Consider the following 26,118-nt stretch of genomic DNA (forward strand, 5'->3'; position numbering starts at 1 on the left):
CGCCGGCGGGATCGCTACTGTCCGCCCGCACGGGGCGGTGACGGAAGCCGCCGCGCGTTGCCTCGTGCTGCCTCATGTTGCTCCGTGTTGCCTTCCGACACGACGGGCTTGATCCGTGGTGACGAGTCGTCAAAGCTGGAGCTGACACCACTGCAGGGAGGACATCGTGGCCAAGGCGGTCGAGGTCGGGCAGGCCATCCATCCGCTCACCACGTTGCTGGTCCGCGACGGCCTCAGTGCCACGCGCTACCTCACCCGGATCGACCAGGCGCACCAGGAACTGGGCTTCGGAGCGATGGCCGTGCGCCGAGAGAAGCTCACACGGTGGACACGTAAGGGCGTAACTCCCGAAAGGCCCGCGCTGCTGGCCATGGCCCGCTACCACGGCATCGACCTCGCAGACGTCGACCGGTACGGCTGGCCGGACTTCCTGTACCTGGCGCTTCACGACGATGGCATCGTCCTGGAGTCGCCCTGGACGGCAGCGGGTACGGTCCTCTCACTGACTGACCTAGGAGGTCACGTGGACCGGCGCGCCTTCCTCATCACGTCCACCGGCGCGCTCGGGGCGATCCTCGCCCAGTGGGCCACCGCCGACCCCTCGCTCACCCTCCCCACCACGGGCCGCCGAGTCGGCACAAGCGACGCCCAGCTCTTCGAACTTCGTCTGGACGCGCTTCGGCATCTCGACGACACCGTGGGATCCGAACAAGTCTACCAGGGCGCTGTCTTCGAACTGCAGATGATCCGGGACCGGATCAAGAACGCCACCTACACCGAGGAGACCGGCCGACAGCTGTTCGCCGCCGCGGCCGAGGCGTCCCGGCTGGCCGGATGGTGCGCCTACGACGAGGGCCGGCACGCCGCCGCCGAGCGGCACTTCGTCACCGCCCTGCGCGCCGCCGCCACCGCCCAGGACCCGACTCTGGGCGCCCTCGTGCTCGGATTCTGGGCGAATCTCCGCTACAACGCCGAGAAGAGCGATCCTCGGGGCGCACTCGACCTGATCGACGCGGCGATGTCCGACCGGAAGAAGATCTCCTCGCCCCGCGTACGGGCCATGCTCCACGCCCGCGCGGCCCGAGCCCACTCCAAGGCCGGCGAGAGCACCGCTGCCTACGCCCACATCGACGACGCGCTCGCCGCATACGAAAGCGCAGAGGCGATCGAGGCCGACCGGCCCGCCCTGTACTGGCTGTCACGGGGCGAGATCCACCAAGTCGCCGCGAGCTCGGCGCTCAGCCTGGGCGAGCCTCGAAAGGCCCTCGACCACTTCACAGCCGCCGCCACCCAGGAAGACCCGTACGACACCGAACGCGAGATCCGCGGCGCCGTCATATACCAGGCCCGACGCGCGGAGGCCCATCTGGCGCTCGGTGAACTCGACGCCGCCGTCGCCATCGGGCACCACGTCATCGACGCGATGGGCGGTGTCGACTCAGCTCGCTCTACCAGCACACTCGCCGACCTGCGCACACGGTTGGGTCGGCACCGGCACGTCCCGACCGTCGCCGAGTTCCTCAGCATCTCGGCCTGACCTCAAGCGGTCGCCCCCTTCGGGCTGACGGCGCCGACTCTCCAGACGGTTCTCCCGCGTACTCGGCCAGGTCGCGAGCCCGGCCGATCGGATGAGATGTGCGCCTGGACAGTCGGCGCGACTCCGGCTGAACGCCTGTTCTCGGAATCGCGCCGGCCGTCCGAACCGTGTTGGCGCTGGGCGTGGCTCTACCTGTCCAGCATCCGGTGGTACGGCGCACTGCTGTACATGGAACGGGTGAGCCGGCGCGGCCGAACGCCGTTCTGGTAGGCGCAGCCACGGTGCGACACCCGGTCGTTCCGGAAGATCAGCATCTCGCCCGGTGCGAGACGGACGCGAGCGGAATGCGCTTCGTGTGCCGGCCCGCGCAGGTAGTCGAGCGCCCGCTGCAAAGCCGGGTTACCCGCAGTGTTCCATAGCTCAGTCGTCCCATCCGAGAAGCGGGTGACCATCTCCCCGTCGACCCGACCGAAGGCCGGCCCAGTGGCGCGAAGGCGGGTGGGGTCCGACACGGCGATGGTCGCGAACCGCGTCAACGCCGTAGCGTGCAGCAGGCTCATCGCCGCGTCCTCATCGGCCGCCGACAGATTCAGGAAAGCCTCGCAGCAGAAGAACAGTTCCGTCTCGCCGCCGATGTGCGCCTGCTCCAGGCAGTGCAGAACGGTCGTCTTGATCCCACCGAGCGGCTCCAGCAGGCCGTCCACGTGGAACTGCTGCCCCGGCATCTCGGACCACGGCAACACCGAGGAGCTGTCCCGGGGAATCTCGTTGTACGCTCCCACTTGGCCTACCACGTCACAGACCTCCGGGTCCTGATAAAGGACCGGCGTGTAGGCGTCGGACAGACCCAGCGATCGGGCGACGCTCCTGTGCGCGTCGAACGGGTCTTCCGTCGTGGGCGCCGAGATGACGGCGTATCCGCGTTCACTCACTTCGGAGATCAGTTCAAGATCCGTCATGTGCGAGCCTCCTCTTGCATGTGCTGCGGGATTCCTGTCGCGGTCTCGGGCCAGACACATCGCGTGCTCTTAGCCGATCCATCCAGGGCGCCGAACCCCTCCGCGGGTGCCCAGCGTGGTGAGGGGACGGACTTGCTGGTCGGCCTGGCCACCACGTGGTCGGTGTCGAAACCGTCGTCCACCCCCAGCCTTGGCGTTGGCGCACCACTGGGCAACGGACTCGGCGTAGGAGGCAACACGAGACGACATGCGGGATCCGTCAAGAGCCGGTTGCGTGTCAACTGGCGGCGGCGGCGAGCCCGGTGTTGCGGGGGCGGGGCCCCGCGCCTGTCTGACCACCGGGCCCGGAAATCCTGTTGCCCACCCCAGCCCGCTGCCGCTTCCAATGCGGGATGGAGACGACAACTCGTTCTCTCATCACGGCATTTCATCGGGACGGCTACTGCGTCGTGCCCGACGTCATCAACGTCGGGCCTTGCCCCGCTGGCGTTCGCTGATCGCGGACCACCTGGTGGACCAGCCGCCCGCGCCGGGTCTAACCGGCCCCTACTTCTTGTGGCCGGCCCTCACCGACCTCGGGGGTGTGGCCAGCTGCGATGTCCTGCACCCAGCGCGGATCAGATCCTTGGTGACGTAGTCGTAGAGGCCGAAGAAGGAGAGGCCCTCGTTCTCGAACGCGTCGATGACGGCGTCGGCGAAGTCGGTGTAGCGGTGCTGGTACTGGCACGCGGTCTTGCCGGTGAGCACCCACTGGGCGGCCAGCAACAGCGGGAAGCGCTCGTCAAGCAGGGGGCGGGCCTGATCGACCAGTTCGTCGCGGCGTCGGCGGGCCGAGCGCCACGAGGACTCCAGCGGATCGCTCTCCAGTGCGTTGATCACGTCGCTCCGGGCCATCAGCGCGCCGAAGGCGATCACCGGCAGCTGGCCGTCGGCGAGTTGCTCGTGCCCGATCTCGGTCGCGCACTCGTACTTCTCCAGTTTCCGGGCCGCGATGAGGTAGTCCCGCAGCGGGCCCGGCGGCGGGCAGTGCAGGTTCTCCGGCAGCTTGCGGTCGCCCAGGGCGCCCTCGGCGGGCTGGACGAAGATCTCCTCCATCGCTCGGCTGCGCAGGATGTGGCAGTTCGGGTCGGCGTGCCAGAGATTGCCGGTCTTGCCGCGCCAGGCCGTGACCGCGCCCCGGCCCACGGCCCGAGCGGTGCCGCGTCGCCGGGTTCGGCGCCGTGCGGCGCCGGCCCGTCGGTCGGGTCATGACTCGGCATCTGCGGTCCCGTCCTCCTGCTCGCCGGGCTCGGAGCGGCGACCGGTCGCCGAGTCGGCCCGGTCGCCCGATCCGTACGGTCCGAAAGGCCCCAGCTCGCCGGGCCGTCGGGCGCCCAGCAGTGGGCCTGCTCCCTTGTGTCGGAACTCGCCTGCCAGCACCCCGCGGCCTCCGCGCGCTCGTGGTCGTCGGCCGATTCTCCCACTCGCGCCGTCACGGCGATGGTCACTGTGCGTAGATCATCACGGGTCGCAGGCAGGTCCCCGAGCGGGCCTGCGGAGGCGTCCGGGAGGAGCCAGGCGACGCCTCGGGCGCGAGGTCACGAAATCAGCTGACGTCTTGACAGATTCGGGAGCAGTCGCTCAACTGCCGGAAAATATGGCCAGATTGCGTCATGGGGTGTCGGGAAATCGTTGGTCACGATTCGGTCTCGGTCACTGTGGGTAGTCAATTTCGAGGCACAAAATGCCCATTGAGAGGCCCCTTGGTCCCCGGATGCGACCACTTCGAGACCACTTGGTCCCCAACTGGTCCCCAACCGTATGCGAACAACTGTTTGTTGAATCTGACACCGCGTCATGCAAAAGGCCGCTGACCTGGGATTTCTCCCGGCCAACGGCCTTTCCGACTACTGTCGGGACGACAGGATTTGAACCTGCGACCCCTTGACCCCCAGTCAAGTGCGCTACCAAGCTGCGCCACGTCCCGTGGTCTCGGCTCCGGGAGTTGGCCCGGATTCTCGACCTTGTCGCCGGTGTCCCGGTGACGTGGAAAACAATACAGCACGATGGGGGGTGCTCGCTGCCAGGCTTGGACAGGTCACGGGGTGGGGTGGCGGGCGTCGTAGCGGAGGAAGGCGGGCCGGCGGGCGGCGAGTAGGAGGACGGCGGCGACGCAGGCCAGGCCGCCGGAGATCACCGAGACCATGGGGGTGGTGAGGGAGGCGACGGTACCGGACTCGAAGTCGCCGAGGCGGGGGCCGCCGGCCACCACGACGATGAAGATGCCCTGGAGCCGGCCGCGCATCTCGTCGGGGGCGGCGACCTGCATCATCGTGTTACGGAAGATCATGCTGACGGTGTCCGAGCAGCCGGCGACCGCGAGCAGGGCGAGGCCGAGCCAGAGGTGGCCGCTGGTGAGGCCGAAGCCTGCGATGGAGAGGCCCCAGGCGATGACGGCGGCCAGGACGGCGGCGCCGTGTCGGTGGACCCGGGATATCCAGCCGGAGAAGAGGGCACCGATCAGCGCGCCCACCGCGGGGGCGGCGACCAGCAGGCCGACCGTGCGGGCGTCACCGTGGTAGAAGCCGGCGGCGAGGGCCGGGAAGAGGGACCGGGGCAGGCCGAAGATCATCGCGGCGAGGTCGGCGAGGAAGCTGGTGCGCAGGTTGGGCTGCTCGCGCAGGAAGCGCAGGCCGTCCAGGACGGAGGCCCGACCGTTGCGGCCGGCGGAGCCGTCGGGGCGCATCGCCGGGAGGCGCCACATGGCGTAGATGGTGGCCGCGAAGGCGACGGTGTCGACCAGGTAGGCGGCCTGGGCGCCGTAGGCGCCGATCAGGACACCGCCGAGCATCGGGCCGACGGTCAGGCCGAGGTTCATGCTGATGGTGTTCAGCGCGTTGGCGGCGGGCAGCTGGTGGCTGGGGACCAGGCGGGGGATCATCGACGACCGGGCCGGCGAGCCGATCGCGAAGAAACCGCCCTGCAGGGCGACCGCGGCGTAGAGCACGGCGACCTGGGCGTTGCCGAGCAGTGCCTGGGTGGTCAGTACGGCGGAGACCACGGCCAGGCCGGCCGAGCCGATCAGGCCGAGCTTGCGGCGGTCCACGGTGTCCGCGATCGCGCCGCCGTAGAGGCCGAAGACGATCAGCGGGACGAGCGAGCACAGGCCGACCGCGCCGGTGGCGAAGCTGGAGTGGGTCAGCGCGTAGACCTGGACGGAGACCGCCACGGCGGTCATCTGCTGGCCGATCGAGGAGACGGACTGGCCGAACCAGATCCGGCGGTAGTCGGCGTTCTCGCGGAGCGGGGTGAGGTCCGCGAGAAAGCGGGAGGCGGGGGTGGGAGTGGGAGAGGCGGGGGCGGGAGTGACGGGGACGGGAGGCGCGGGAGGGGAGGCGGCCGGGCCAGAGGTGGGATGATTGGTTGACACAACGGACTATGGTGGCCCCCGCGCTCGCGCGTGTCAGCAGCGGGCCCGGAAATGTGGCCGTCGACTCCGCCGGGTCAGCGGTGCAGGACCGCCTTCTCCCCCGCCCGCACCGCGATCGGCAGCCGGTTGCCCGGCGGTGGGAACGGGCAGATGAAGTGCTCGGAGAAGGCGCACGGTGGCAGGTAGGCCCGGTTGAAGTCGAGGACCGTCCGGCCCTCGGCGTCCGGTGCGGGCAGCGTGATGAAGCGGAACCGGTAGGTGTCCGTGCCGCTGGTCGCGTCGCTGATCACACCGGTGAGCTGGTCACCGGACCGGCTCACGATGAGCGTGTGGGGCTCCCCGGCGAGCCGGAAGGCGATCTGGCCGGTCACCGCCAGGCCGCGGTCCCGGCCGTCGGCGTTCGGCACGGTCACCGTGCGGTCGCCGTTCTCGAACGGTGTGAAGACCGCCGGCACGGACCACTCCGGTGCGTACGGGTAGACCGTGATGCCGGCGAAGCCGGTGCGCCGATCGGCGGCCGGGTCGAAGACCCGCAGGGCCGGCTCGCCCTCGCGTTCGATCGGGACCAGCAACAGGTCGCGCCAGCGCAGCCGGTCCGCCTCGGGCTGGGTGTCGGGGTGCAGCAGCAGCTCCCCGTCGATCGGCGGCTCCTCCGCCGCCGGCACCGCTCCGCCCGCGGCCGTACCGTTGCCTCCCACCGGTCGCAGACCGTCGGCGGCCCGGGCGGTGACCCGGATCCCCGCCGCGTCACCCGACCAGCGGCCGGGGAGGCCGGGCAGCTCGGCCGGCTCCGGGCCGAGCCAGTGCGTGGCGGTGAGCGCGAGCACGCCGTGCGCCGTGCTGACGGCCGCCGTGCGGGCGTCGGTCCAGCGCTTCCATTCGTCGGCGTCGGTCATGGCCGGTCCTCCTGATGATCATGCTTCTCGTCACCGCTCTCGGCCGGGGCGCGGGGCGCGCCGGCGGCCGGTGGGCCGTCACTGCTCGCGCAACGGCCGGAACAACCCCTCCTGGACCACCGAGACCAGCAGCTGCCCGGCTCGGTCGAATATCTGACCGCGGGCCAGGCCGCGGGCGGCGTGCGCGATCGGCGCCTCCTGCTGGTAGAGCATCCAGTCGTCGGCCCGGAACGGGCGGTGGAACCACATCGCGTGGTCCAGCGAGGCCATGTCGAAGTTGCGCTGGCCCCAGAGCGGCTCGACCGGGGCCCGGACGGAGTCCAGCAGGGTCATGTCGCTGGCGTAGGTGAGCGCGCACACGTGGATCAGCGGGTCGTCCGGCAGCGCGCCGTTGGTGCGCAGCCAGACGCCGCTGCGCGCCTCGACGCCGGCCAGCTCCTCCTGGCTCCAGCGCAGCCGCTCGACGTACCGGATGTCGAACGGCTGGCGGCGGCTGATGAACGGCGGCAGCTCGCCGAGCCGGCTGCCCACCTCGTCCAGCGCGCTGGGCAGCTCCTCCGGTTTCGGGACGGGCGGCATCGACACCTGGTGCTCGATGCCGCCGGGTTCGGGGACGTGGAAGTCGGCGGTGAGGGCGAAGATGCTGCGGCCCTGCTGGATGCCGAGCACCCGGCGGGTGGTGAAGGAGCGGCCGTCGCGGATCCGGTCCACCTGGTAGACGATCGGGACGCCGGGGACGCCCGGGCGCAGGAAGTACGCGTGCAGCGAGTGCACCGGTCGGCCGTCCTCGACCGTGCGCCCCGCCGCGACCAGCGCCTGACCGGCGACCTGACCACCGAAGGTGCGCTGCAGGGACTCCTCCGGGCTGCGGCCCCGGAAGATGTTGACCTCGATCTGCTCCAGATCCAGCAGCTCGACCAGGTGGTCGACGGGTGTTCCCATGGTGTTCGTCCTCTCCGAGCGGGCACCCCGGACCCCCGGGCGGGCTACCGCTTCGTCTAGCCAGAAGTCCGCCGGCGACCGGGGAATTCCCGCTGGTCCAAGAGCCGCACGAACGGGTGAACGATGCTCGCGCGGAGTGACGAAAGGGGGCGCGCGGCGACGGTCGGGAAGGGGGAGGGGAGCTCGGGCGGAGCGGGTTGGGGTGGGTGGTCAGGTGAGCCCGGACTGGCGGACCGTGACGTTCAGCCGGCCGGTCAGCCCGAGGGCCGGATCGCCGCTGCCCGCCAGGGTGCGGACCACCCCGTGGTAGGCGTAGCGCGCCGGGCCGCCGAAGACCAGCAGGTCGCCGCCGCGCAGCTCCAGGTCGGTCCGGGGCCGGTTCCGGCTCTCGGTGCCGGCGAGCCGGAAGAGGCAGCTGTCGCCGAGCGAGAGCGAGACCACGGGCGCGTCGACGCGCTCCTCGCGGTCCTGGTGCGGGCCCATGTGCGAGCCGTGCGGGTAGTGGTTGACCAGTGCGACGTCCGGGGCGTAGCCGACCGCACCGGCGATCCTGCCCCGGGCCACCGGGTACGCCTCCGCGACGGCCCGCCGCGCCAGGGCGCCGAGCTCCGCGGGGAACGGCTTCACCGGCGCGCCGTCGCCGTCCAGCGCGGTACGGGTGTAGGCGTACGGGAACCAGTGGTCGGGGCAGCCGGCCGCCGCCTTGCGCGCGACGCCGCAGGTCGGGCAGCGGGCCACCACGCCCCAGTGCAGCCCCAGGCAGACCTGCCGCACCGACATCCGCGCGCCGCCGGGCAGCCGGACCGTACGCAGGCCGGCCGGCGGGCGGGCCCACTCCCGGCAGGCGGCGACCAGCCGGCGCTGCTCCCCCGGGGTCAACCAGTCCGGCAGGTGGACCACGCCGGGCAACGGCTCGGTCCGCTCGCGGGGGAAGAGCTCGGGGACGGGCGTGCCGAGGGGCTCATGGGGCACCGGCGTCGGCTCCTTCGGAGGCGTGGTCCGGGGCGGTGGCGCGGCCCAGGGCGGCCCGGGTCGGCATGCCGGTCCGGGCGCCGGTGTGTCCGACGCTCAGCGCCGCGGCCCGGACCGCGAACCGGGCGGCCTCGGCCAGCGTCCGCCGCTCGGCCAGCGCCACCGCCAACGCGCCGCAGAAGGTGTCCCCCGCGCCGGTGGTGTCCACCGCGCGCACCACGGGGGCGGGCAGCACGGTGACCGCCCCCTCCTCCCGCACCAGCACGCCGTCCCCGCCCAGGGTGACCACCACCCGGGCGCAGGGCAGGCCGGCGGTCAGCCGGGCGACCGCGGCGGGGTCGGCGACCGCGGCGTCCGGCACGCCACGGAGCCGGGCCAGTTCACTGCGGTTCGGGACCAGGACGTCCACCAGGGGCCAGAGCTCGGGCGGCAGCCCGGAGGCCGGGGCGGGCGCCGGGGCGGGGTTGAGGACGAAGGTCCCGCGCGCGTGGCGGGCCGCCTCCAGCACGGCGGCCGGCGGGATCTCCAGCTGTGCCAGCACGACGGTGGCGGCGCCGAGCAACGGACCGGCGGCGGCCACCGCGGCCGGGGTCAGGTGCGCGTTGGCGCCGGGTGAGACGACGATGCTGTTCTCGGCCTGGCGGTCGACCAGGACGACGGCGTGGCCGGGCGGGCCGTCGAGCGCGGCGAGCCGCGATACGTCCACGCCCTCGGCGGCCAGCTCGGTGCGCAGCCAGTCGCTGTCGGGGTCCCTGCCGACGGCCCCGACCAGCGCGACCCCGGCGCCGAGGCGGGCGGCGGCGACGGCCTGGTTGGCGCCCTTGCCGCCGCCGAGGCGGGTGACCGGGCCGCCCAGCACCGTTTCGCCGGGGGCTGGCAGGGCCGGCACCTCGATCACCTGGTCGAGGTTGACGCTGCCCACCACCACGATGTCCACGGTCTCCGGCATGCCCTCATTCTCGCCCGGCGCCGGGTCGGGGTGCCCGGCTGGCGGCGGGGACGGCGAGGTGGCGGCACGGGGCGGGAGGGGTGCGTGGGCGACAGGCGGCAGGCGGGTCAGGGAGAGCAGGCGGGTCAGGAGAGCAGGCGGGTCAGGAGAGCAGGCGGGTCAGGAGAGCAGGCCCAGGGCGCGGGCGCAGCCCGGCCAGGCCCGCCAGCCCTGACGGCGCAGGATCTCCTGCGCGACGTCGATCTGCTGACGGCGGCTCGCCCGGTCGGGCCGCCTGGCGTAGCGCAGGCCGCCCGCCGACGCCCAGGTGGACGGCCCGATCTGCAGTCCGCCGTAGAAGCCGTTGCCGGTGTCGGCGGCCCAGTCGCCGTCGCTCTCGCAGTCGGCGACCTGGTCCCAGACGGCGTCGGGGACCCGCCGCGCAGCCGTCCCGGCCCGGGCCGGCGCCGGTACGGCCGCTGTGACGATCAGCACGCCGCACGTCAACAGGGCGGCCCGCGCCCCGGTCACACGATGGCTCAGCACGATCCGACTCTGACCAACACACCCGCCCGCCCGCGACCCGGGTCGGCCCGTCGCTGCGCCGTCCGGGTGGGCCGGCCCGGCCGTCAACCCGACTCGCCGTCAAACCCGCCCGGCACCCGGACGACCGCCGCCCCGGACGGGACGGCGGTCGTGCGCGGTGTGCCGGCGGCGGGCCGCCCCCCGAGGCGTCGGAACGTCAGACCGACAGCACCTGGCCGGGCAGGATCAGGTTGGCGTCGCCGCCGATGACCTTGGCGTTGTTCTGGTAGAGGGTCTGCCAGTCGGTGCCGTGCGCGGCGGCGATCGCGCTCAGGGTGTCGCCGCTCCGCACGGTGTAGTCACCGCCGGTGGTGGCGGACTTGGCGCTCTGGGTGCTCTTGCCGCTCGGCTTCGGGGCGACCGGAGCGGTGCTCGGCTTGGCCTTCGGGGCGCTCGGCTGAGCGGCCTTCGGCTGGGCCGGCTTCGGCTTCGGAGCGGCCGGCGCCGGGGCCGAGGAGGAGGAGGAGGACGAGGAGGTGTCGACCGCGGCGGGGGCGCCACCGGCGGTCAGGCCGGCCTTGACCGAGCAGACCGGCCAGGCGCCCGGGCCCTGCGAGGCCAGGACCTTCTCGGCGACGGCGATCTGCTGCGCCTCGCTGGCCTGGTTGGCCTGCGGGGCGTACTGGGTGCCGCCGTACGCGGCCCAGGTGGAGGAGGTGAACTGCAGGCCCCCGTAGAACCCGTTGCCGGTGTTGATGCTCCAGTTGCCGCCGCTCTCGCACTGGGCGACCTTGTCCCAGGTGGAGACCGACGCGGCGGAGGCCGAAGTGGCCGCGACGAGGCCCGCCACCGGAAGGACGGCGACGGCGCCGCCCAGCACGGCCGTCCGCACGCGGTTGCGCTTGGCGGAGGCGGTGGTGGCAGCGGTGGTCTCGTTACGGAAAGTCATGAGTTCCCTCTCGACAACCCCGGGCGGGCATGCGGAACCAGGGCCGGGAAGGGCCCGATGCTTCGCTCGCCTCGTCCTGCGGGCGGCCTCGTACGTGTCCGACGTACCGTGCCGCCCCGGCCACTCCGCCACGCACCACCGACTCTGATCGTTCGTCGGCGGTGGGCACTGCCGTGCTTCGGCGGGTGAACCCGGGTGGTGCTCGTTGCACCGGGGAAGAAGCTAGGACGCGGTCGACCGCGGAATCAACCGAATCTCGGTCAGCCCAGGTCAGCCAGGGGTTACCTGCGGTAACAAGAAGCCGAACGGCGGCCGAATGTCCGTTTTGCAACGGTTTACCAACCCTAAACCTTCACTTTGCGTGACCTCGACCACACACTCGCCCCTGTGACCCTTCGCACAGTATCGACAAACTGTGATCAGATCCTCACTCTGCGCTGTCAAATCTCCGGCAAATCCCGTCACTCTCCGCACCTGCCCGTGACCCCAGCCACAACGGCCCGTTGGTAATGGCGGCCGGGTAGCGCCCCGTCACCCCGCAACAACCCGAGGAGTCTTCGTGCCGCGCATGCTCGATGTCAGCGACGAGGTCCGAGCCGAGATCGGCGACGACGAGGCCGACCGCCTGCTCGGCGGGGCCCATGCCCCCGATACCTATGACTGCACGTCATGTCGCACACCGGGGGACTCCCAGCAGGAGCCGACCAGCACCGTGCTCTTCGTCGGCGAGGAGACCGCGGTACTGGCCTTCGCGCACGCCCGGTGCATCCCCTCACAGGTGGTCCAGGTGTCAGAGGAGCAGCTGCTCGGCGCGGTCGCCAGCATCAGCCAGACCCAGGGCAACGGCTTCCCCGCCCAGCAGAACGCCGGCGGCCCGGCGCAGGTCTACCCGAACTCGCCCGTCCAGCCCGCCGCGCCGGCCGAGCCCGCGCGGAGCACCGCGGGCGAGCCCGCGGTGCTCGGGATCACCTGCGGTCTGGTGCTGTGCGAGGGCACCGGGCGCGCCGCCCTGGTGGTCGAGCCCACCGGGCCGGTCGGCCGGCCGGGCCGGAACACCGGCGAGGACGAGTTCCTGGACCTGCTGCGCGAGCACAACTTCAGTGACGTGCACGACGTGGACAAGCCGCCGGCCGGCGCGCTGCCGGGCTGGTCGGTGCTGATGGTGATGGGTCAGCTGCACGCCGTGCTGCAGCCGTCCGCGAGCGGCGGCAGCACCGCGTGGTGGCAGGCCCACCAGCCGTTGCAGGTCACCGAGGCCTGGCGACTGGCCGTGCAGCAGCAGCACGAGGTGATCATGTACGCGGCGCCCGCCGGGGCGATCGGCCGCCAGCCGCGGGAGGACCTGCTGCGCACCGCGCTGGACCGGGCCGCGGCCCGTGGCCTGCTGGTCGCGGCCACGCTGCCGCTGGCGGGAACCTGACGGCACGCCACCCGCGCACGCCGCCGCCCGCGTCCCACCTGACGGGGTGGGACGCGGGCGGCGGCGTGCGGCCGGCCCGCGCTCCCGTCCGCCCCGCCGACACCCGCATCCCCGGCCGGTCTCGCTCGTTGGCCCTTGCGTGTACAGCTACGACGTGACCTCAGCCCTCCGCCAGACCACCGCCGCCCGAGGGATCCCGGCGATGAGGCCGTCGTACGACGGAGAGCATCCCGTCGCCCCGACGCCCACCCCCATCTACGACGAGCTCTACTCCGAGTACCGCCGCCTGTTCCGCGCCCTGCCCGGCGACCGGGCCGGCGAGGAGGACCTGCGCTTCACCGGCTTCGCCGTCCGCGAGCGCCGCTACGCCGACGACTACCGCGACCCCTACGCCGCCCGGGTGCCCTACAGCCACGAGCAGCTCAGCTCGTTCGGCCGGCACCAGCCGTTCCCCGGCTACCCGGGCCTGCCGGCCGGTCAGACCCAGTTCGTCCCGGCCCAGCAACAGGTCGCCCAGCACCAGACCCAGCAGCAGGCGGCCCCACAGCCGCATCCCCAGGCGGTCCACCCGACCGACCAGCCCGCCGGCCAGCAGCCCGGCGGGCCGTTCCAGCAGCAGGCGGCCTACCCGCCCGGTCCGTACGCCGCCGGCCCCGGCCGGCCGGCGCCCGGTTACCCCCAGTCCCAGCAGGGTCACCCGCAGCAGGGCTATCCCCAGGGCGCCGTCGGCGGCCAGGGCTGGGTGGCCACCGGCTACCTGGCCCCGGCCACCGTGCCGGCCCCCGCCGTGCCGCAGCCGGTCACCGTACCCGCCCCGGCCGGTCCCGCGGCCGGCCGGCACCGCAACGCGATGATGCTCTCGCTCCCCCCGGGCCGCGGCGCCGGCCTCGGTTGAGCCGGAAGGAGCGACCGAGCGGAGAAGGGCGACGGCCCGGCGTCCGACGATCACGTCGCACACCGGGCCGTCCCGTCCCGCCGGAGGACTACTTCTTGCGGCGCTTCTCGCGCACCCGCACCGAGATCGAGATCGGCGTCCCCACGAAGCCGAACTCCTCGCGCAGCCGGCGCTCGACGAACCGCCGGTACCCCGCCTCCAGGAAGCCCGAGGCGAACAGCACGAACCGCGGCGGCCGGGTCCCGGCCTGGGTCCCGAACAGGATCCGCGGCTGCTTGCCGCCCCGGATCGGGTGCGGGTGGGCGGCCACCAGCTCGCCGAGGAAGGCGTTCAGCTTGGCGGTCGGGATCCGGGTCTCCCAGCCCGCCAGCGCCGCCTCGATGGCCGGCACCAGCTTCTCCATGTGCCGACCGGTCAGCGCGGAGACGTTGACCCGCGGCGCCCAGCGCACCTGGACGAGATCCTGCTCGATCTCGCGCTCCAGGTAGTAGCGGCGCTCCTCGTCCATCTGGTCCCACTTGTTGTAGGCGATGACGACGGCGCGCCCGGCCTCGACGGCCATCGAGATGATCCGGGTGTCCTGCTCGGCCAGCGTCTCGCTGGCGTCGATCAGGACCACCGCGACCTCGGCCTTCTCCAGTGCGGAGGAGGTGCGCAGCGAGGCGTAGAAGTCGGCGCCGGCGGTCAGGTGGACCCGCCGCCGGATGCCGGCGGTGTCGACGAACTTCCAGGTCTTGCCGCCGAGTTCGATCAGCTCGTCGACCGGGTCACGGGTGGTCCCGGCCAGCTCGTTGACGACCACCCGCTCCTCGCCGGCCACCTGGTTGAGCAGGCTGGACTTGCCGACGTTCGGACGGCCGATCAGCGCGACCCGGCGCGGGCCGCCGAGCGCGGTGCCGAAGGTCTGCGGCGGCGCCTCGGGCAGCGCGGCCATCACGGCGTCCAGCAGGTCGCCGGAGCCGCGGCCGTGCAGCGCGGAGACGGGGTACGGCTCGCCGAGGCCGAGCGACCACAGGTAGGCGGCCTCCGCCTCGGTGGACGGGCCGTCCACCTTGTTGGCGCAGAGCACGGTCGGCTTGCCGGCCCGGCGGATCACCTTGATCAGCGCCTCGTCGGTGTCGGTGGCGCCGACCGTGGCGTCGACCACGAAGAGCACCGCGTCGGCGGTCTCGATGCCGAGCTCGGCCTGCGCGGCGACCATCGCGTCGATGCCGAGGACGTCGACCTCCCAGCCGCCGGTGTCGACCACCTTGAAGCGACGGCCGTTCCAGGTGGCCTCGTAGGTCACCCGGTCGCGGGTGACCCCGGGCTTGTCCTCGACGACCGCCTCGCGGCGGCCGATGATCCGGTTGACCAGGGTCGACTTGCCGACGTTCGGCCGGCCGACCACGGCCAGCACCGGCAGCGGGACGTGCCCGCCGCCGGCCAGCTCACCGTCCACGTCCTCGGGGTCGAAGCCCTCCTCGGCGGCCAGCGCCATGAACTCCGCGTACTCGGCGTCGTCCAGCTCGCCGTGCTGGGCGTGCTCGTTGCTCATCTTCGTCTGTCCCATTTCCCGGCGCCCGCGAACGCGCGCGCCGTGCGTACCTGCCCGGACCGTGGTCGGGGCAGCGCGAAAAAAAAGAAAACCTAGGCGGCGGCCGCGTCCCGGCCGGTCCGCTGTGCCACCAACTCCACGATGGTGTCGATCACCTGCGGGAGCGTCAGGTCGCTGGTGTCCACCCGGACCGCGTCGGCGGCCTGGACCAGCGGCGCGGTGGCCCGGGAGGAGTCGGCGGCGTCCCGGCGGACCAGGTCGGCCGCCATGGCCGCGATGGTGGCCTCGTCCACGCCCTTGCCGCGCAGCTCGGCCGCCCGCCGCTCGGCCCGGGCCTGCTCCGAGGCGGTGAGGAAGATCTTGGCGGTGGCCTCCGGGAAGACCACGGTGCCCATGTCCCGGCCCTCGGCCACGATCCCGCGCCGCGCCACCTCGGCGCAGCCGCGCTGCAGCTCGACCAGCCGGGCGCGGACCTGCGGCACCGCGGAGACCGCGCTCACCTTGGCCGTCACCTCGGGGCCGCGGATCGGGCCGGAGACGTCCTGGCCGTCCACCGTGATGGTCGGACCGTCGGCGTCCGTACCGGAGAGGATCACCGGCTTGCCGCAGGCGATGGCGACCGCGTCGGGGTCGTCCACGTCCACCTCGTTGGCCAGCATCCACCAGGTCATCGCCCGGTACATGGCGCCGGTGTCCAGGAAGCTCAGGCCCAGCCGGGCGGCCACCGCACGGGAGACGGTCGACTTGCCGGAGCCGGAGGGTCCGTCGATGGCGACGACGACCGGGGCGTGCGCTCGGTCGGCAGTGTCCACGGTGGAACCTCTCTTCTCGACACCGGGAGTCACCTCAAGGTTAGACGACCGGCGGACCCCCTCCTCGCGCTCGGCGGCCGGGCTCAGTCGCGGACGTCCCAGCCGTGGGCGCGCAGGGTCGCCTCCAGCTGCCGGGCGGCCGCCGGCGCGACCGAGAGCTGCACCAGGCCGACCCGCTGACCAGCCGCGTGGTCGATCGCGACGTCCTCGATGTTCACCCCGGCCCGGGCGACCTCGCCGAAGAGCCGGCCCAGCTCGCCCGGCTGGTCGCCGATCGCCACGGTGACCGTCTCGTAGCGGGTCGGCGGGGCGCCGTGCTTGCCGGGGATCCGGGCCCGGCCCTGGTTGCCGCGCCGCATCACGGCCTCGATGCCGGCCACGCCCGCCTGCCGCCCGGCCTCGTCGCCGGCCGCCAGCGAGCGCAGCGCGCTGACCGTGGCGCCGAGGTCGGTGGCGACCTCGTCCAGCACGTCGGCGACCACGGCCGCGTTGGCGGAGAGGATGTCCAGCCACATCCGCGGGTCGGAGGCGGCGATCCGGGTCACGTCGCGCACGCCCTGGCCGGAGAGCCGCACCGCGGTCTCGTCGGCGTGCTCCAGCCGGGCGGCGACCAGGGAGGAGAGCAGTTGCGGGGCGTGTGAGACCAGGGCCACCGCACGGTCGTGCGCCGCGGCGTCCATCACCACCGGCATCGCGCCGCACAGCGCGACCAGTTCGAGCGCGGCGTTCAGCGTCTCGGTGTCGGTGTCGGGAGTCGGGGTGAGCACCCAGGGGCGGCCCTCGAAGAGGTCGGCCCGGGCCGCCAACGGACCGGACTGCTCGCGGCCGGCCATCGGGTGGCCGCCGATGTAGTGCACGGTGTCGCAGCCGAGCCCGGTCACCTCGCCGCGCGGGCCGGCCTTCACGCTGGCCACGTCGGTGTAGTGGCGGGCCAGGCCGCGCCGCTGGCAGTCCGCGAGCACCTTGCCGACCAGGGCCGGCGGGACCGCGACGATCGCCAGGTCGACCGGTTCGACCGGCGGCTCGGTGGTGCCGGCGCCGAGCGAGGCCGCGGTGCGGGCGGCGTCCGGGTCGGCGTCCTCCAGATGGACGGTCAGCCCGCGACCGGTCAGCGCGAGGGCGGCGGAGGTGCCGATCAGTCCGGTGCCGACGACGGCGACAGTGCGCATGGCGGGGGTGCTCTCCTGCGGTCCTGGGACGGGCGGTGCTGCTGGGCACCCATCCTCCCGCACCACCGAGTCCGCTGCTTCCCCGCCCTCCGACTTCCCGGATCGCCGCCGAAATCAGCGGACACCGCCCGGGCCGCCCGGCAGACTGGCCTTCGAACAGCGGTGCATCCGGCCGGCCGGAAGGACTGATCACATGACAGCGACCGAGACGCCCCCGCACTGGCCCTCCAGGCTCGACGCGGTGGTGGTGCACGCCGCCGGCGCGGTCTGCCGCCGGCTGGCCCGCGGCACGCTGCCCCCCGCCGGCGGGTCGGTGGTCCGGCTCACCGGCCTGCCCCGCACGCTGGACGGCGACTCGCTGCGCGCGACCGTGCTGGAGGGCCCGCCCGGGCTGCGGGTCGCCGAGGTCCGACGGGCCACCGAGGCCCGACTGCGGCCCCGGCCGGAGCTGCCCGAACTGCGCCGCATGCTCGCCGCCGCCGAGCGCCACGAAACCGCCCTGCGGCTGAGCCGGGAGCGGCTGGCCGGCCGGATCACCGAGACCGCCGGGCTGCGTCCGGCCGCCCCGCCCCGGCGCCGCGCCGAGCCGCACCGCCGCACCCCGGCCGACGCCTGGCTCGCCCTGGCCGGCTTCCTGGACGACCGGCTGACCGCCCTGCACGCCCGGGCCGCCGAGCTGGACGAGCGGCTGGCGGCGGCCACCCACGAGCGCGAGCTGCTCGCCGACCGGCTGGCCCGCGAATCCGACGCCGCCCCCGCCACGCCCGTGGAGACCTCGGCGGTCGCCCTGGTCACCCTGGCCGGAGCCGACACCGGCACCGACGCCCCGGTGCTGCTGGAGCTGGAGTACCGGGTCCCCGGCGCGCTCTGGGTGCCCGGCTACCAGCTGGACCACCGGCCGGGCGAGGCGGGTTCGACCCTGCTGCTGCGCGCCGCGGTGGCCCAGCGCACCGGCGAGGACTGGACCGGCGTCCGGCTCAGCCTCTCCACCGCCGACCTGCACCGCCCGACCGAACCGCCGAAGCTGCGCTCGATCCGGATCGGCCGCCGGCAGAGCGCCCCGCCGCCGTCCGGCTGGCGCGAGCCGCCCGCCGGGCTCGACGGGCTGTTCGCGGGCTACGACACCGCGGGCCGGCCCCCGGCGCCGGCCGCGGCGGCACTTCCGGTGGCCGCCGGGCCGGCGACGCCTGCCCCGAGGCGCCGTACCGCCCCCGGGCCGGCCCAGCCGGTGGCGTACGGCGCCGCGGCGCCGCCGTCCGCCCCCGGCGGCCGGACCCCGCACGTCATGCGCGCGATGGCCGCCAACGCCCCGAGCGGCCCGCCGCCCGCACCCGGCGGACCGTCCACGCCGCCCGAACCGCCCGAGCCCGCTGCCGACCTGCTCGACTACGCCGCCCTGATGCTGGCCGGCCCCGCCGAGCCGCCCGCCCGCCGCGGCCGGCTGCACCCCGCCGGTGCCCTCCCGGCCGACGACACCGCCACCACGCGCCACGCCGGGCAGCTGCCCGACCGCCTGCCCCTGCCCACCCACGCGGTCCGCCCGCGCCACTCCGCGGGCTCCTTCGACCAGCGCCACGACACCGCGGACCGGATCGACCTGCCCTCCGACGGCCAGTGGCACACCGTCCCGGTCGGCGAACTGCCGGTCTCGCACCGCACCGAGTACGTCTGCGTGCCATCCGTCGACCCGGCCGTCTTCGCCACCCTCCGGCTCACCAACGAATCCGAACTGGCCCTGCTGGCCGGGCCGTTGGAGGTGACCGAGGACGGCGTCCCGCTGCTGGGCACCGCGCTGCCCACGCTCGCCCCGGGGGCCACCCGCCGGGTCGGCCTGGGGGTCACCGAGAGCGTCCGGGCGACCCGCCGCACCGGGACGCGGGAGTCCACCGCCGGGCTGCGCGGCAGCACCACCGTCCTGGAGCAGCGCGTGCACGTCGAGCTGGCCAACCGGCTCGGCCACCCCGTCACGGTGGAGGTCCGGGAGCGGGTGCCGCTGGCCGCCGACAAGGAGATCCGGATCGAGGAGCTCCCCGGCTCGCCCGCCTGGACGACACCGGACGAGGCGACCCGGGCGGCGGAGGGCCTCCCCGCCGGCACCCGGCTCTGGCGGGTCGAGCTGCCCGCGGGCGGCCGGGCCACGCTGGACGGCGGCCACGAGATCCGGATCCCGGCCGGCCGGGCCCTGACCGGCGGCAACCGGAGGAACTGAGCGATGACCAGCACCGACCCCCGCATCGACGCCCCGCTCCCGGTGACCGCCGTGGTCTGCCAGGAGGACCGGGCACAGGTCGAACGCACCACCACCGTCCAGCTCACCGGCGGCCCACAGCGGCTGCGGCTCGGCCCGATCAGCGCGCTCGCCGTGGACACCTCGCTGCGCGCCCGGTTCACCGACCCGGCCGGTGCCACGGTGCTGGCCGCCCGGATCACCCGCAGCTGGACCCCGCGCACCCCCGGCCCGCCCACCGCCGAGGACCCCGCGCTGCGCCACCGCCTGCACGAGCTGGAGCAGCGCCTGCGCGCCGGCGAGCAGCGGCGCGACCGGCTCACCACCCGGCTGGACCTGCTCGACCGGCTCACCGCAGACCTGCTGCGCGAGATCGCCGAGGGCACCGGCCACGGCGAGGCCGAGCCGGCCCGCTGGTCCCGCGAGCTGGACCGGGCCGAGGCCGAGCAGGACGCCCACGCCGAGCGGCTGCACGCGCTGGGCGCCGACCTCGCCGAGCTGGCCGAGGAGCACGCGGCCGCCTCGGCGGCGCTGGCGGAGGCCGAGGCCGCGCCGCCGGAGCTGACCGCCGTCCTGGAGCTGACCGTCCGGTCCGCCGCGCCCGGCCCGGCCACCCTCACCGTCGTCCACCTGACCCCCTGCGCGCTCTGGCGCCCCGCCTACCGGGCCCGCTTCGCCGACGGCTCGCTGTGCCTGGAGTCGGACGCGGTGGTCTGGCAGCGCACCGGCGAGGACTGGACGGACGTCCGGCTCACCCTCTCCACCGCCCGCTCGGCGCTGGCCGCCGAACCGCCTGGGCTGCGCGAGGACGTGCTGACCCTGCGCGAGCTGAGCGCCGAGGAGCGCCGCACGGTCGACGTCGAGCTGCGCGAGGAGGAGATCGCCACCCTGGGCCCGGAAGCGGCGGCCCCCGTCACCGAGCTGCCCGGGGTGGACGACGGCGGCGAGGTCCGGGTGTTCGACGCGCCGCGGCGGGTGTCCGTGCCCGGCGACGGGCGCGCGCACCGGGTGCCGCTGGGCACCGTCACCGTCCCCGCCACGGCCGAACTGGCCGCCGTGCCGGAGTTCTCCCCGCTGGTGACCGAGCTGGTCCGGTTCACCGCCCCGGCCGACCGCCCGCTGCTGGCCGGCCCGGTCGAGCTGGTCCGCGGCAGCGGCTACACCGGGCGCGGCGAGTTGCGGTTCACCGCCGCGGGTACCCCGGCCGAGCTGGCCTTCGGTGGCTCGGACGACTACCGGGTGCACCGCGAGACCGAGGAGGTCCGCGGCACCGGCGGCCTGCCCGGACCGGGCCGGCGCAGCGTGCTCACCCGCACGGTGCGGGTGCACGTCTCACGGCTCTCCCCGGGCGGGGAACGCACGGTGACCGTGCGCGAGCGGATCCCGGTCTCGGAGGTGTCGGCGGTCGAGGTGCGGCTGCGCCGGGAGGAGTGCGTGCCGGCCCCGGCCGGACCGGACGCGGACGGCGTGGTCCGCTGGGAGCTGGCCCTGCCGCCGAGCGGCCGCCGGACCGTCACCCTGGTGTACGAGGTCGCCGCCTCGGCGAAGGTCACCGGGCTCTGAGAGCGCGGTCGGGTACAACAGACACATGATCCTGCACCTCGCTCCCCTGGACGACTGGCTCCGTGACCCGGGCCGCCCGTACAGTGCCACCTCGCTGCTGACGGACGGTTTCCTGCACTGCTCGCCGGACGAGCCGACGGCCTTGGCGGTGGCCAACCGCTTCTTCGCCAACGCGCCGGATCCGCTGATGGCCCTGCTGATCGAGGAGGAGCTGGTCGAGCCGATGGTCCGCTGGGAGCCGGCCACCGGCGGGCCACCTCCCGGTGCCACGCCCGACGTGCTCTTCCCGCACGTCTACGGCCGGCTCAACCGCAGCGCGGTGGTCGGCCTGCTCAAGCTGGAGCGCGGCCCGGACGGCCGTTGGGCCGGTTTCCAGCCCTGGAGCTGAGCACCGCCGGGAGCGCGGCTCAGAGCCAGCCGCGCTCGCGGGCCGCCATGCCGGCCTGGAACCGGGTGGTGGCGCCGAGCTCGCGCATCAGCGCCTGCAGCCGGCGCTGGGTGGTCCTGGCGCTCCAGCCCAGCGAGCGTGCGATCGACTCGTCGGTCAGCCCGGCCGCCAGCAGGCCGAGCAGCTTGCGGTGGTCGGCGTCCGGCTCCAGCAGGCCCGGCTCGTCGCCGATCGCGGCCTTCAGCGGGACGGCCCGCTCCCACTCGGCCTCGAACAGCCCGTCCAGTGCCTGCAGCAACGCCGACGGGTGGATCACGTAGGCCGCGTCCAGCACGCTGTCGCCGACGCTGATCGGGATGATCGCCATCCGGTCGTCGGAGAGGATCAGCTTCATCGGGAGGGTGGTCCGGACCCGGGCCTCCTCGCCGTCCTCGGCGCCGACCAGGATCTCCTCCTCCAGCCGCCCCGGCCAGGCGACCGCCTCCTTGTCGTAGACGGTCCGGTAGCGGACGCCGTCCTTGAGCCGCCGGCGCTGCCGGCTCAGATTGCTGGCCGGGTCCTGGACGTACGGCGGGCAGTCGAAGCCGCGCACCTGCTGCAGCGTGGTGTCCTGCAGGTGCGCGATCCGCTGGGCGATCGCCTCGCCGCCGGTCAGCACCTCGACGGAGTGGGCCGGATCGGTGAACCGGGAGGCTTCCCGGAAGGTGTCCATCAGCCGGTGCATCTCGGCGCGGGCGCTGCGCAGTTCGGCCTCGCGGTGGCCGATCAGCGTGCCGATCGCGACGTCCGGCGCGACCGGGAGGTAGCGCTCGCGGTCCACCGGGGCGCGGGTGGCCATGCCCTGCTGGGCCAGCCGGTTCAGCGACTTGCCGCTCTGTTGGAGGGTCAGGCCGCAGCGCTCGGCGAGTTCCGCCGCGGTGGACTGCGGGGCAGCCACCAGGGCGGCGTAGATCTGGCCGTCGGACTCGGAGAGACCGAGCGCGCTGAAAGCGTCAAGCATGACGCCCCCTCCCCGGGGTGGCGATTTCCCGCCAGCTGGCGGGCGATGGTTGCGTGGCCATTTTCTGCCACAGATGATCCCGGTGACAAGCCTGTCCTTCGGCGGGGGTCGCTCTCCACCCCAGGTAGCCGAAAGGGCCGTGCGCCGCCTGGCTGCACGACCCTTCGGGAACGATCCGGCCGGTCCCGACCGACCGCGGCTCCTAGAGCCCCACCTCGCGCATCAGCTGGCCGACCTCGGGGTTGGTCAGCCGGCGCAGCCAGCCCGACTTCTGGTCACCGAGCGCGATCGGACCGAAGTGGGTGCGGACCAGCTTCTCCACCGGGAAGCCCGCCTCGGCCAGCATCCGGCGCACGATGTGCTTGCGGCCCTCGTGCAGGGTGACCTCGACCAGGTAGTTCTTGCCGACGTTGGAGACCACCTTGAAGCTGTCGGCCCGGGCGAAGCCGTCCTCCAGCTCGATGCCCTGGGCCAGCTGCTTGCCCAGGTCGCGCGGGATCGGGCCCTGGATCGCGGCCAGGTAGGTCTTGGTCACGCCGTAGCGCGGGTGGGTGAGGCGGTGGGCCAGCTCACCGTGGTTGGTGAGCAGGATGATGCCCTCGGTCTCGGTGTCCAGGCGGCCGACGTGGAAGAGCCGGGTCTCACGGTTCGTCACGTAGTCGCCGAGGCACTGCCGGCCGTCCGGGTCCTCCATGGTGGAGACCACGCCGGCCGGCTTGTTGAGCGCGAAGAAGAGGTACGACTGGGTGGCGACGGTCAGCCCGTCCACCTTGATCTCGTCGCTCTCGGGGTCGACCCGCTTGCCCTGCTCGGTGACCAGGACGCCGTTGACCTCGACCCGACCCTGCTCGATCAGCTCCTCGCAGGCGCGCCGGCTGCCCATGCCGGCCCGGGCCAGCACCTTCTGCAGCCGCTCGCCGGCCGGCTCGCCGAAGGTCTTCGGGAGCTTCACGGCCGGCTTGTCGTGGCGGGCCAGCACGGCGTCCTCGATCTTGGCCTGGAGCTCGCGGGAGCGCTGCGGCTGGCGTCGCGGGTCGCCCGGGGCACCCTGGCCCTCGCGGCGCGGCCGGGGGGCCGGACCGGGCCGGCGGGACGCGTAGCCGCCGCGGCCCGGGGTGGCGTTCGGACCGCCGCCGTACTCCGGACGGTCGTACTTGCGCTCCTCGGGGCGCAGCGGACGGTCGGGGTAGCGCCGGTCGTCGCGCCGGTCGTCCCGACCACCGCCCTGGTACGAGCCGCCGCCCTGGTACGAGCCACCACCGCTGCCGCGCCCGCGACCGGAGCCGCCGCCGCTGCCACCGCGGCCGCCGCCCTGGTACGAGCCACCACCGCTGCCGCGCCCGCGACCGCCGCCGTACGACCCCCCGCCGCTGCCGCCGGACGAGCCGCCGCGCTGCCCGCCCCGGTTGCCGCCGCTGTTCCTGCCGTTACCGCTACCACTGCTACGCATCAAAAATGTCCGTACGTCGTTTCCGTCGGGGATGGGCCCCACCTGCCCGACGGCGGGCGAGGCGGGCGCAAGTCGTGCCGGCCGACCTCACTGCTCCCGTGTGCTCGCGACGGCCACCGCGTCAGCGATCACCGTTCCTTCGAGGGACTCCGCTTCCACGTCGTCGACCTCGGGCAGGAAGGGCGCGAGCTCCGGCAGCTCGTCCAAGCCGCGCAGCCCCATCCGTTCCAGGAAGTAGTTCGTCGTCCGATACAGGATCGCACCTGTTTCGGGCTCGGATCCGGTCTCCTCCACCAGACCTCGCTGTACCAGGGTACGCATCACGCCGTCACAGTTCACACCACGGACCGCGGAGACCCGCGATCTGGACACCGGCTGCCGGTAGGCGACCACCGCCAGGGTCTCCAGCGCGGCCTGGGTCAGCCGGGCCTGTTGACCGTCCAGCACGAACCGGTCGACCACCGGCGCGCAGGCCGCCCGGCTGTAGAACCGCCAGCCGCCGGCCACCAGCCGCAGGTCGAAGCCGCGGCCCTGGGCGCCGTACTCGGCGGCCAGCGCGCGCAGCGCGGCGGCCACCTCGGCCCGCGGGCGCTCCAGCACAGCGGCCAACCGAGCCTCGGGAACCGGCTCGTCGGCCACCATCAGCACCGCCTCCAGCCCGGCGGCGAGTGGCACCTCCTCCCCGAGCTCCCCGGGCTCCCCGGGCTCCCCGAGCTCCCCGGGCTCCCCGGGCTCCCCGGGCTCCCCGGGCTCCCCGGGCTCCCCGGCGACCTCCTCGGCCAGTTCGGCGCCCCGGCTGGCCGGGACGGCCGGGACGGCCGGCGGCTCCCCCGGCCCCACCTCCGCGACCGGGTACGCCGGCTCCAGCCACTCCGCCGGCCGGGCCGCCCCCGGCACCCCGAGCGCCCGGCGCGGGGCCCGCAGCACGGCACCCGCGCCCTCCGCGACCTGCTGCTCGACCTCGTCAGCGCTCATCAGCCACTCCGTCCCGCTCGCCGTCCCGTTCACCCGCCGGGCGGTCGAACTCGTCCGTCACCTCGACCACCGCCCGGTCCGCCTCGGCCACCCAGCGCACCAGCAGCTCGCCCAGCGCCTCGGGCTGCTCGAACGCCAGCACCCGCTCCCGGTACAGCTCGAGCAGCGCCAGGAACCGCGCGACCACGGTGAGGGTGTCCCCGGCGTCCGCCACCAGTGCCGCGAACGACGCCTCGCCCAGCCCGCCGAGCCGCTCGACGACCAGCGCCGCCTGCTCCCGGACGCTCACCGGCGGGGTGTGCACGTGGTCCAGGTAGACCGCCGGCTTCGGCCGCGGCGTCATGGCCCGTGCCGCGAGCCGGGCGAAGCCCTCCGGCCCGAGGTGGATCACCACCTCCGGCAGCAGCTCGGCGTGCCGCTCCTCCAGCCCCACCGACCGGGGCCGCGAGCGCTGCTCGTCCGCCCAGCGCTGCTCGAACACCGCGGCCACCCGCTTGTACGCCCGGTACTGCAACAGCCGGGCGAAGAGCAGGTCGCGGGCCTCCAGCAGGGCCAGGTCCGCCTCGTCCTCGACCTCGGCCGCCGGCAGCAGCCGGGCCGCCTTGAGGTCCAGCAGGGTCGCCGCGACCACCAGGAACTCGGTGGCCGCGTCCAGGTCCCAGTCCGGGCCCATCGCCCGGATGTGCGCCATGAACTCGTCGGTGACCCGGGCCAGCGCGACCTCGGTGACGTCCAGCTTGTGCTTGGCGATCAGGCCGAGCAGCAGGTCGAACGGGCCCTCGAAGTTGGCCAGCCGGACCCGGAAGCCCCCCTGCGGAGCGTCCTCGGGGACGGCGGCACTCGCCTCGGCGGCTGGGCCGGCGGAGGGTTCGTCGGGGCGCGGGACGGGCGAAGCGGACATCGGGGTCCATACTGGCGCGCCGGCCGGGCCGGTCACGCACGGGGTCGACCGACACGCGGGTCAGCGGCCCCGCGGGATCAGCGGCCGCGCAGCCGTCGGACCAGGATGCTGGCCTCGCCGCGCTGCTCCAGGTCGGCCAGCACCACCGCGATGGCCTCCCGGACCACCCGGCCGCGGTCCACCGCGAGCCCGTGCTCCCCGCGCAGCACCAGGCGCGCGTGTTCGAGGTCCATCAGCTCCTCGGCGGAGACGTACACGGTGATCTTCTCGTCGTGCCGCTCGCGCCCGCTGGGGCGCCGCGGGGCACGTCCGCGCGGCCGCCGCCGCGCCGCGCCGTCACCGGCCTGCTCCTCGGCCGCCGGTGCGCCCGGCGCCGGGACCTGCGCGGCCACCGCGACCGTCCGCGCGCCCTGTCCGGCCCGCCCGTGGGCCGCCGCGTCCGCGCCGTTCACCTGACGAGGCACCGGCTCGCCGTTCCCGGCCACCGGGCCCGCCGCACCGGACGGCGTCCGCCCGCCCGGCACCCGGCCCGTCGACGGCCCGTCACCAGCCGCCTGGGCCGGCTCGGCCGGGGAGGCGTCACCCGGCCCGGCCCGCTTCGCCTTCGCACCGTCCGCCGCCTCCGCCGCCGTCGAGCGGGCGAGCGAGGGAGAGAGCGCCATGC

23 protein-coding genes and 1 tRNA gene are annotated in these 26,118 nt (G+C 74.1%); 6 read left to right on the forward strand and 18 right to left on the reverse strand.

The window, feature by feature from the left end:
- The first annotated feature begins 166 nt into the window (after positions 1-166).
- Complete coding sequence (locus ACZ38L_RS17715; protein WP_465694069.1) at positions 167-1,537, forward strand: transcriptional regulator; 1,371 nt, start codon at positions 167-169, stop codon at positions 1,535-1,537.
- Between the two features lie 188 nt (positions 1,538-1,725).
- On the opposite strand, the gene ACZ38L_RS17720 is transcribed toward ACZ38L_RS17715, so the two are convergent.
- The 10 genes from ACZ38L_RS17720 to ACZ38L_RS17765 form a co-directional block, all read right to left on the reverse strand.
- Entirely contained in the window at positions 1,726-2,496 is a 771-nt protein-coding gene (locus ACZ38L_RS17720) for a TauD/TfdA family dioxygenase (protein WP_465694070.1), read from the reverse strand.
- A 546-nt stretch (positions 2,497-3,042) separates the two neighbouring features.
- Complete coding sequence (locus ACZ38L_RS17725; protein WP_465694071.1) at positions 3,043-3,681, reverse strand: hypothetical protein; 639 nt, start codon at positions 3,679-3,681, stop codon at positions 3,043-3,045.
- Between the two features lie 707 nt (positions 3,682-4,388).
- Positions 4,389-4,462: transfer RNA gene (locus tag ACZ38L_RS17730), tRNA-Pro, on the reverse strand.
- A 111-nt stretch (positions 4,463-4,573) separates the two neighbouring features.
- On the reverse strand, positions 4,574-5,905 hold the full coding sequence (locus ACZ38L_RS17735; RefSeq protein ID WP_465694072.1) for an MFS transporter: 1,332 nt from the start codon (positions 5,903-5,905) through the stop codon (positions 4,574-4,576).
- 74 nt (positions 5,906-5,979) lie between these two features.
- Positions 5,980-6,801 carry a DUF1684 domain-containing protein gene (locus ACZ38L_RS17740; protein ID WP_465694073.1) on the reverse strand — a complete coding sequence of 274 codons (822 nt, stop codon included), beginning with the start codon at positions 6,799-6,801 and terminating at the stop codon, positions 5,980-5,982.
- Positions 6,802-6,879: 78 nt separating this feature from the next.
- Positions 6,880-7,743, reverse strand: a complete 864-nt coding sequence (locus ACZ38L_RS17745; RefSeq protein ID WP_465694074.1) for an acyl-CoA thioesterase — start codon at positions 7,741-7,743, stop codon at positions 6,880-6,882.
- A gap of 210 nt (positions 7,744-7,953) precedes the next feature.
- Positions 7,954-8,715, reverse strand: a complete 762-nt coding sequence (locus tag ACZ38L_RS17750) for an alpha-ketoglutarate-dependent dioxygenase AlkB family protein (RefSeq protein WP_465694075.1) — start codon at positions 8,713-8,715, stop codon at positions 7,954-7,956.
- Positions 8,705-9,664 (reverse strand): ribokinase, encoded by a 960-nt coding sequence (locus ACZ38L_RS17755; protein ID WP_465694076.1) that lies wholly within the window; start codon positions 9,662-9,664, stop codon positions 8,705-8,707. Before ACZ38L_RS17755 ends, ACZ38L_RS17750 begins: the two co-directional genes overlap by 11 nt.
- A gap of 159 nt (positions 9,665-9,823) precedes the next feature.
- A complete protein-coding gene (locus ACZ38L_RS17760) occupies positions 9,824-10,189 on the reverse strand; it encodes a transglycosylase family protein (RefSeq protein ID WP_465694077.1) in 366 nt (121 codons plus the stop codon).
- Between the two features lie 196 nt (positions 10,190-10,385).
- A complete protein-coding gene (locus tag ACZ38L_RS17765) occupies positions 10,386-11,117 on the reverse strand; it encodes a transglycosylase family protein (protein WP_465694078.1) in 732 nt (243 codons plus the stop codon).
- 559 nt (positions 11,118-11,676) lie between these two features.
- Between ACZ38L_RS17765 and ACZ38L_RS17770 the strand changes: the two genes are divergently transcribed.
- Together ACZ38L_RS17770 and ACZ38L_RS17775 are read left to right on the forward strand one after the other, a co-directional pair.
- Positions 11,677-12,537, forward strand: coding sequence for a hypothetical protein (locus tag ACZ38L_RS17770; RefSeq protein ID WP_465694079.1), 861 nt, complete (start codon positions 11,677-11,679; stop codon positions 12,535-12,537).
- Positions 12,538-12,691: 154 nt separating this feature from the next.
- Positions 12,692-13,432, forward strand: coding sequence for a hypothetical protein (locus tag ACZ38L_RS17775; protein WP_465694080.1), 741 nt, complete (start codon positions 12,692-12,694; stop codon positions 13,430-13,432).
- Between the two features lie 88 nt (positions 13,433-13,520).
- Here ACZ38L_RS17775 and der read toward each other — a convergent pair whose 3' ends face one another.
- The 3 genes from der to ACZ38L_RS17790 form a co-directional block, all read right to left on the reverse strand.
- Positions 13,521-14,969, reverse strand: a complete 1,449-nt coding sequence (der, locus tag ACZ38L_RS17780; protein ID WP_465694081.1) for a ribosome biogenesis GTPase Der — start codon at positions 14,967-14,969, stop codon at positions 13,521-13,523.
- Positions 14,970-15,061: 92 nt separating this feature from the next.
- Entirely contained in the window at positions 15,062-15,781 is a 720-nt protein-coding gene (gene cmk / locus ACZ38L_RS17785) for a (d)CMP kinase (RefSeq protein WP_465694082.1), read from the reverse strand.
- 83 nt (positions 15,782-15,864) lie between these two features.
- Entirely contained in the window at positions 15,865-16,950 is a 1,086-nt protein-coding gene (locus ACZ38L_RS17790; protein ID WP_465694083.1) for a prephenate dehydrogenase, read from the reverse strand.
- 193 nt (positions 16,951-17,143) lie between these two features.
- Between ACZ38L_RS17790 and ACZ38L_RS17795 the strand changes: the two genes are divergently transcribed.
- From ACZ38L_RS17795 to ACZ38L_RS17805, 3 genes are read left to right on the forward strand one after another with little or no spacing between them, the layout of a single operon-like run.
- Complete coding sequence (locus tag ACZ38L_RS17795; RefSeq protein WP_465694084.1) at positions 17,144-19,159, forward strand: DUF4139 domain-containing protein; 2,016 nt, start codon at positions 17,144-17,146, stop codon at positions 19,157-19,159.
- A 3-nt stretch (positions 19,160-19,162) separates the two neighbouring features.
- Positions 19,163-20,740, forward strand: coding sequence for a DUF4139 domain-containing protein (locus ACZ38L_RS17800; protein WP_465694085.1), 1,578 nt, complete (start codon positions 19,163-19,165; stop codon positions 20,738-20,740).
- Positions 20,741-20,765: 25 nt separating this feature from the next.
- Positions 20,766-21,128 carry a DUF952 domain-containing protein gene (locus tag ACZ38L_RS17805; protein ID WP_465694086.1) on the forward strand — a complete coding sequence of 121 codons (363 nt, stop codon included), beginning with the start codon at positions 20,766-20,768 and terminating at the stop codon, positions 21,126-21,128.
- A gap of 19 nt (positions 21,129-21,147) precedes the next feature.
- On the opposite strand, the gene ACZ38L_RS17810 is transcribed toward ACZ38L_RS17805, so the two are convergent.
- From ACZ38L_RS17810 to ACZ38L_RS17830, 5 genes are all read right to left on the reverse strand, one after another.
- The gene (locus ACZ38L_RS17810) at positions 21,148-22,128 is read right to left on the reverse strand and encodes a TrmB family transcriptional regulator (RefSeq protein ID WP_465694087.1); all 981 of its coding nucleotides are present in this window, start codon (positions 22,126-22,128) and stop codon (positions 21,148-21,150) included.
- 202 nt (positions 22,129-22,330) lie between these two features.
- Positions 22,331-23,578: a pseudouridine synthase gene (locus tag ACZ38L_RS17815; RefSeq protein ID WP_465694088.1), complete on the reverse strand. Its 1,248-nt coding sequence runs from the start codon at positions 23,576-23,578 to the stop codon at positions 22,331-22,333.
- A gap of 87 nt (positions 23,579-23,665) precedes the next feature.
- Complete coding sequence (gene scpB, locus ACZ38L_RS17820; RefSeq protein WP_465694104.1) at positions 23,666-24,220, reverse strand: SMC-Scp complex subunit ScpB; 555 nt, start codon at positions 24,218-24,220, stop codon at positions 23,666-23,668.
- 322 nt (positions 24,221-24,542) lie between these two features.
- On the reverse strand, positions 24,543-25,454 hold the full coding sequence (locus ACZ38L_RS17825; protein ID WP_465694089.1) for a segregation and condensation protein A: 912 nt from the start codon (positions 25,452-25,454) through the stop codon (positions 24,543-24,545).
- Positions 25,455-25,531: 77 nt separating this feature from the next.
- On the reverse strand, positions 25,532-26,116 hold the full coding sequence (locus ACZ38L_RS17830) for a hypothetical protein (protein WP_465694090.1): 585 nt from the start codon (positions 26,114-26,116) through the stop codon (positions 25,532-25,534).
- Between the last annotated feature and the right edge of the window lie 2 nt (positions 26,117-26,118).

Source organism: Kitasatospora sp. NPDC024654 (assembly GCF_055559155.1).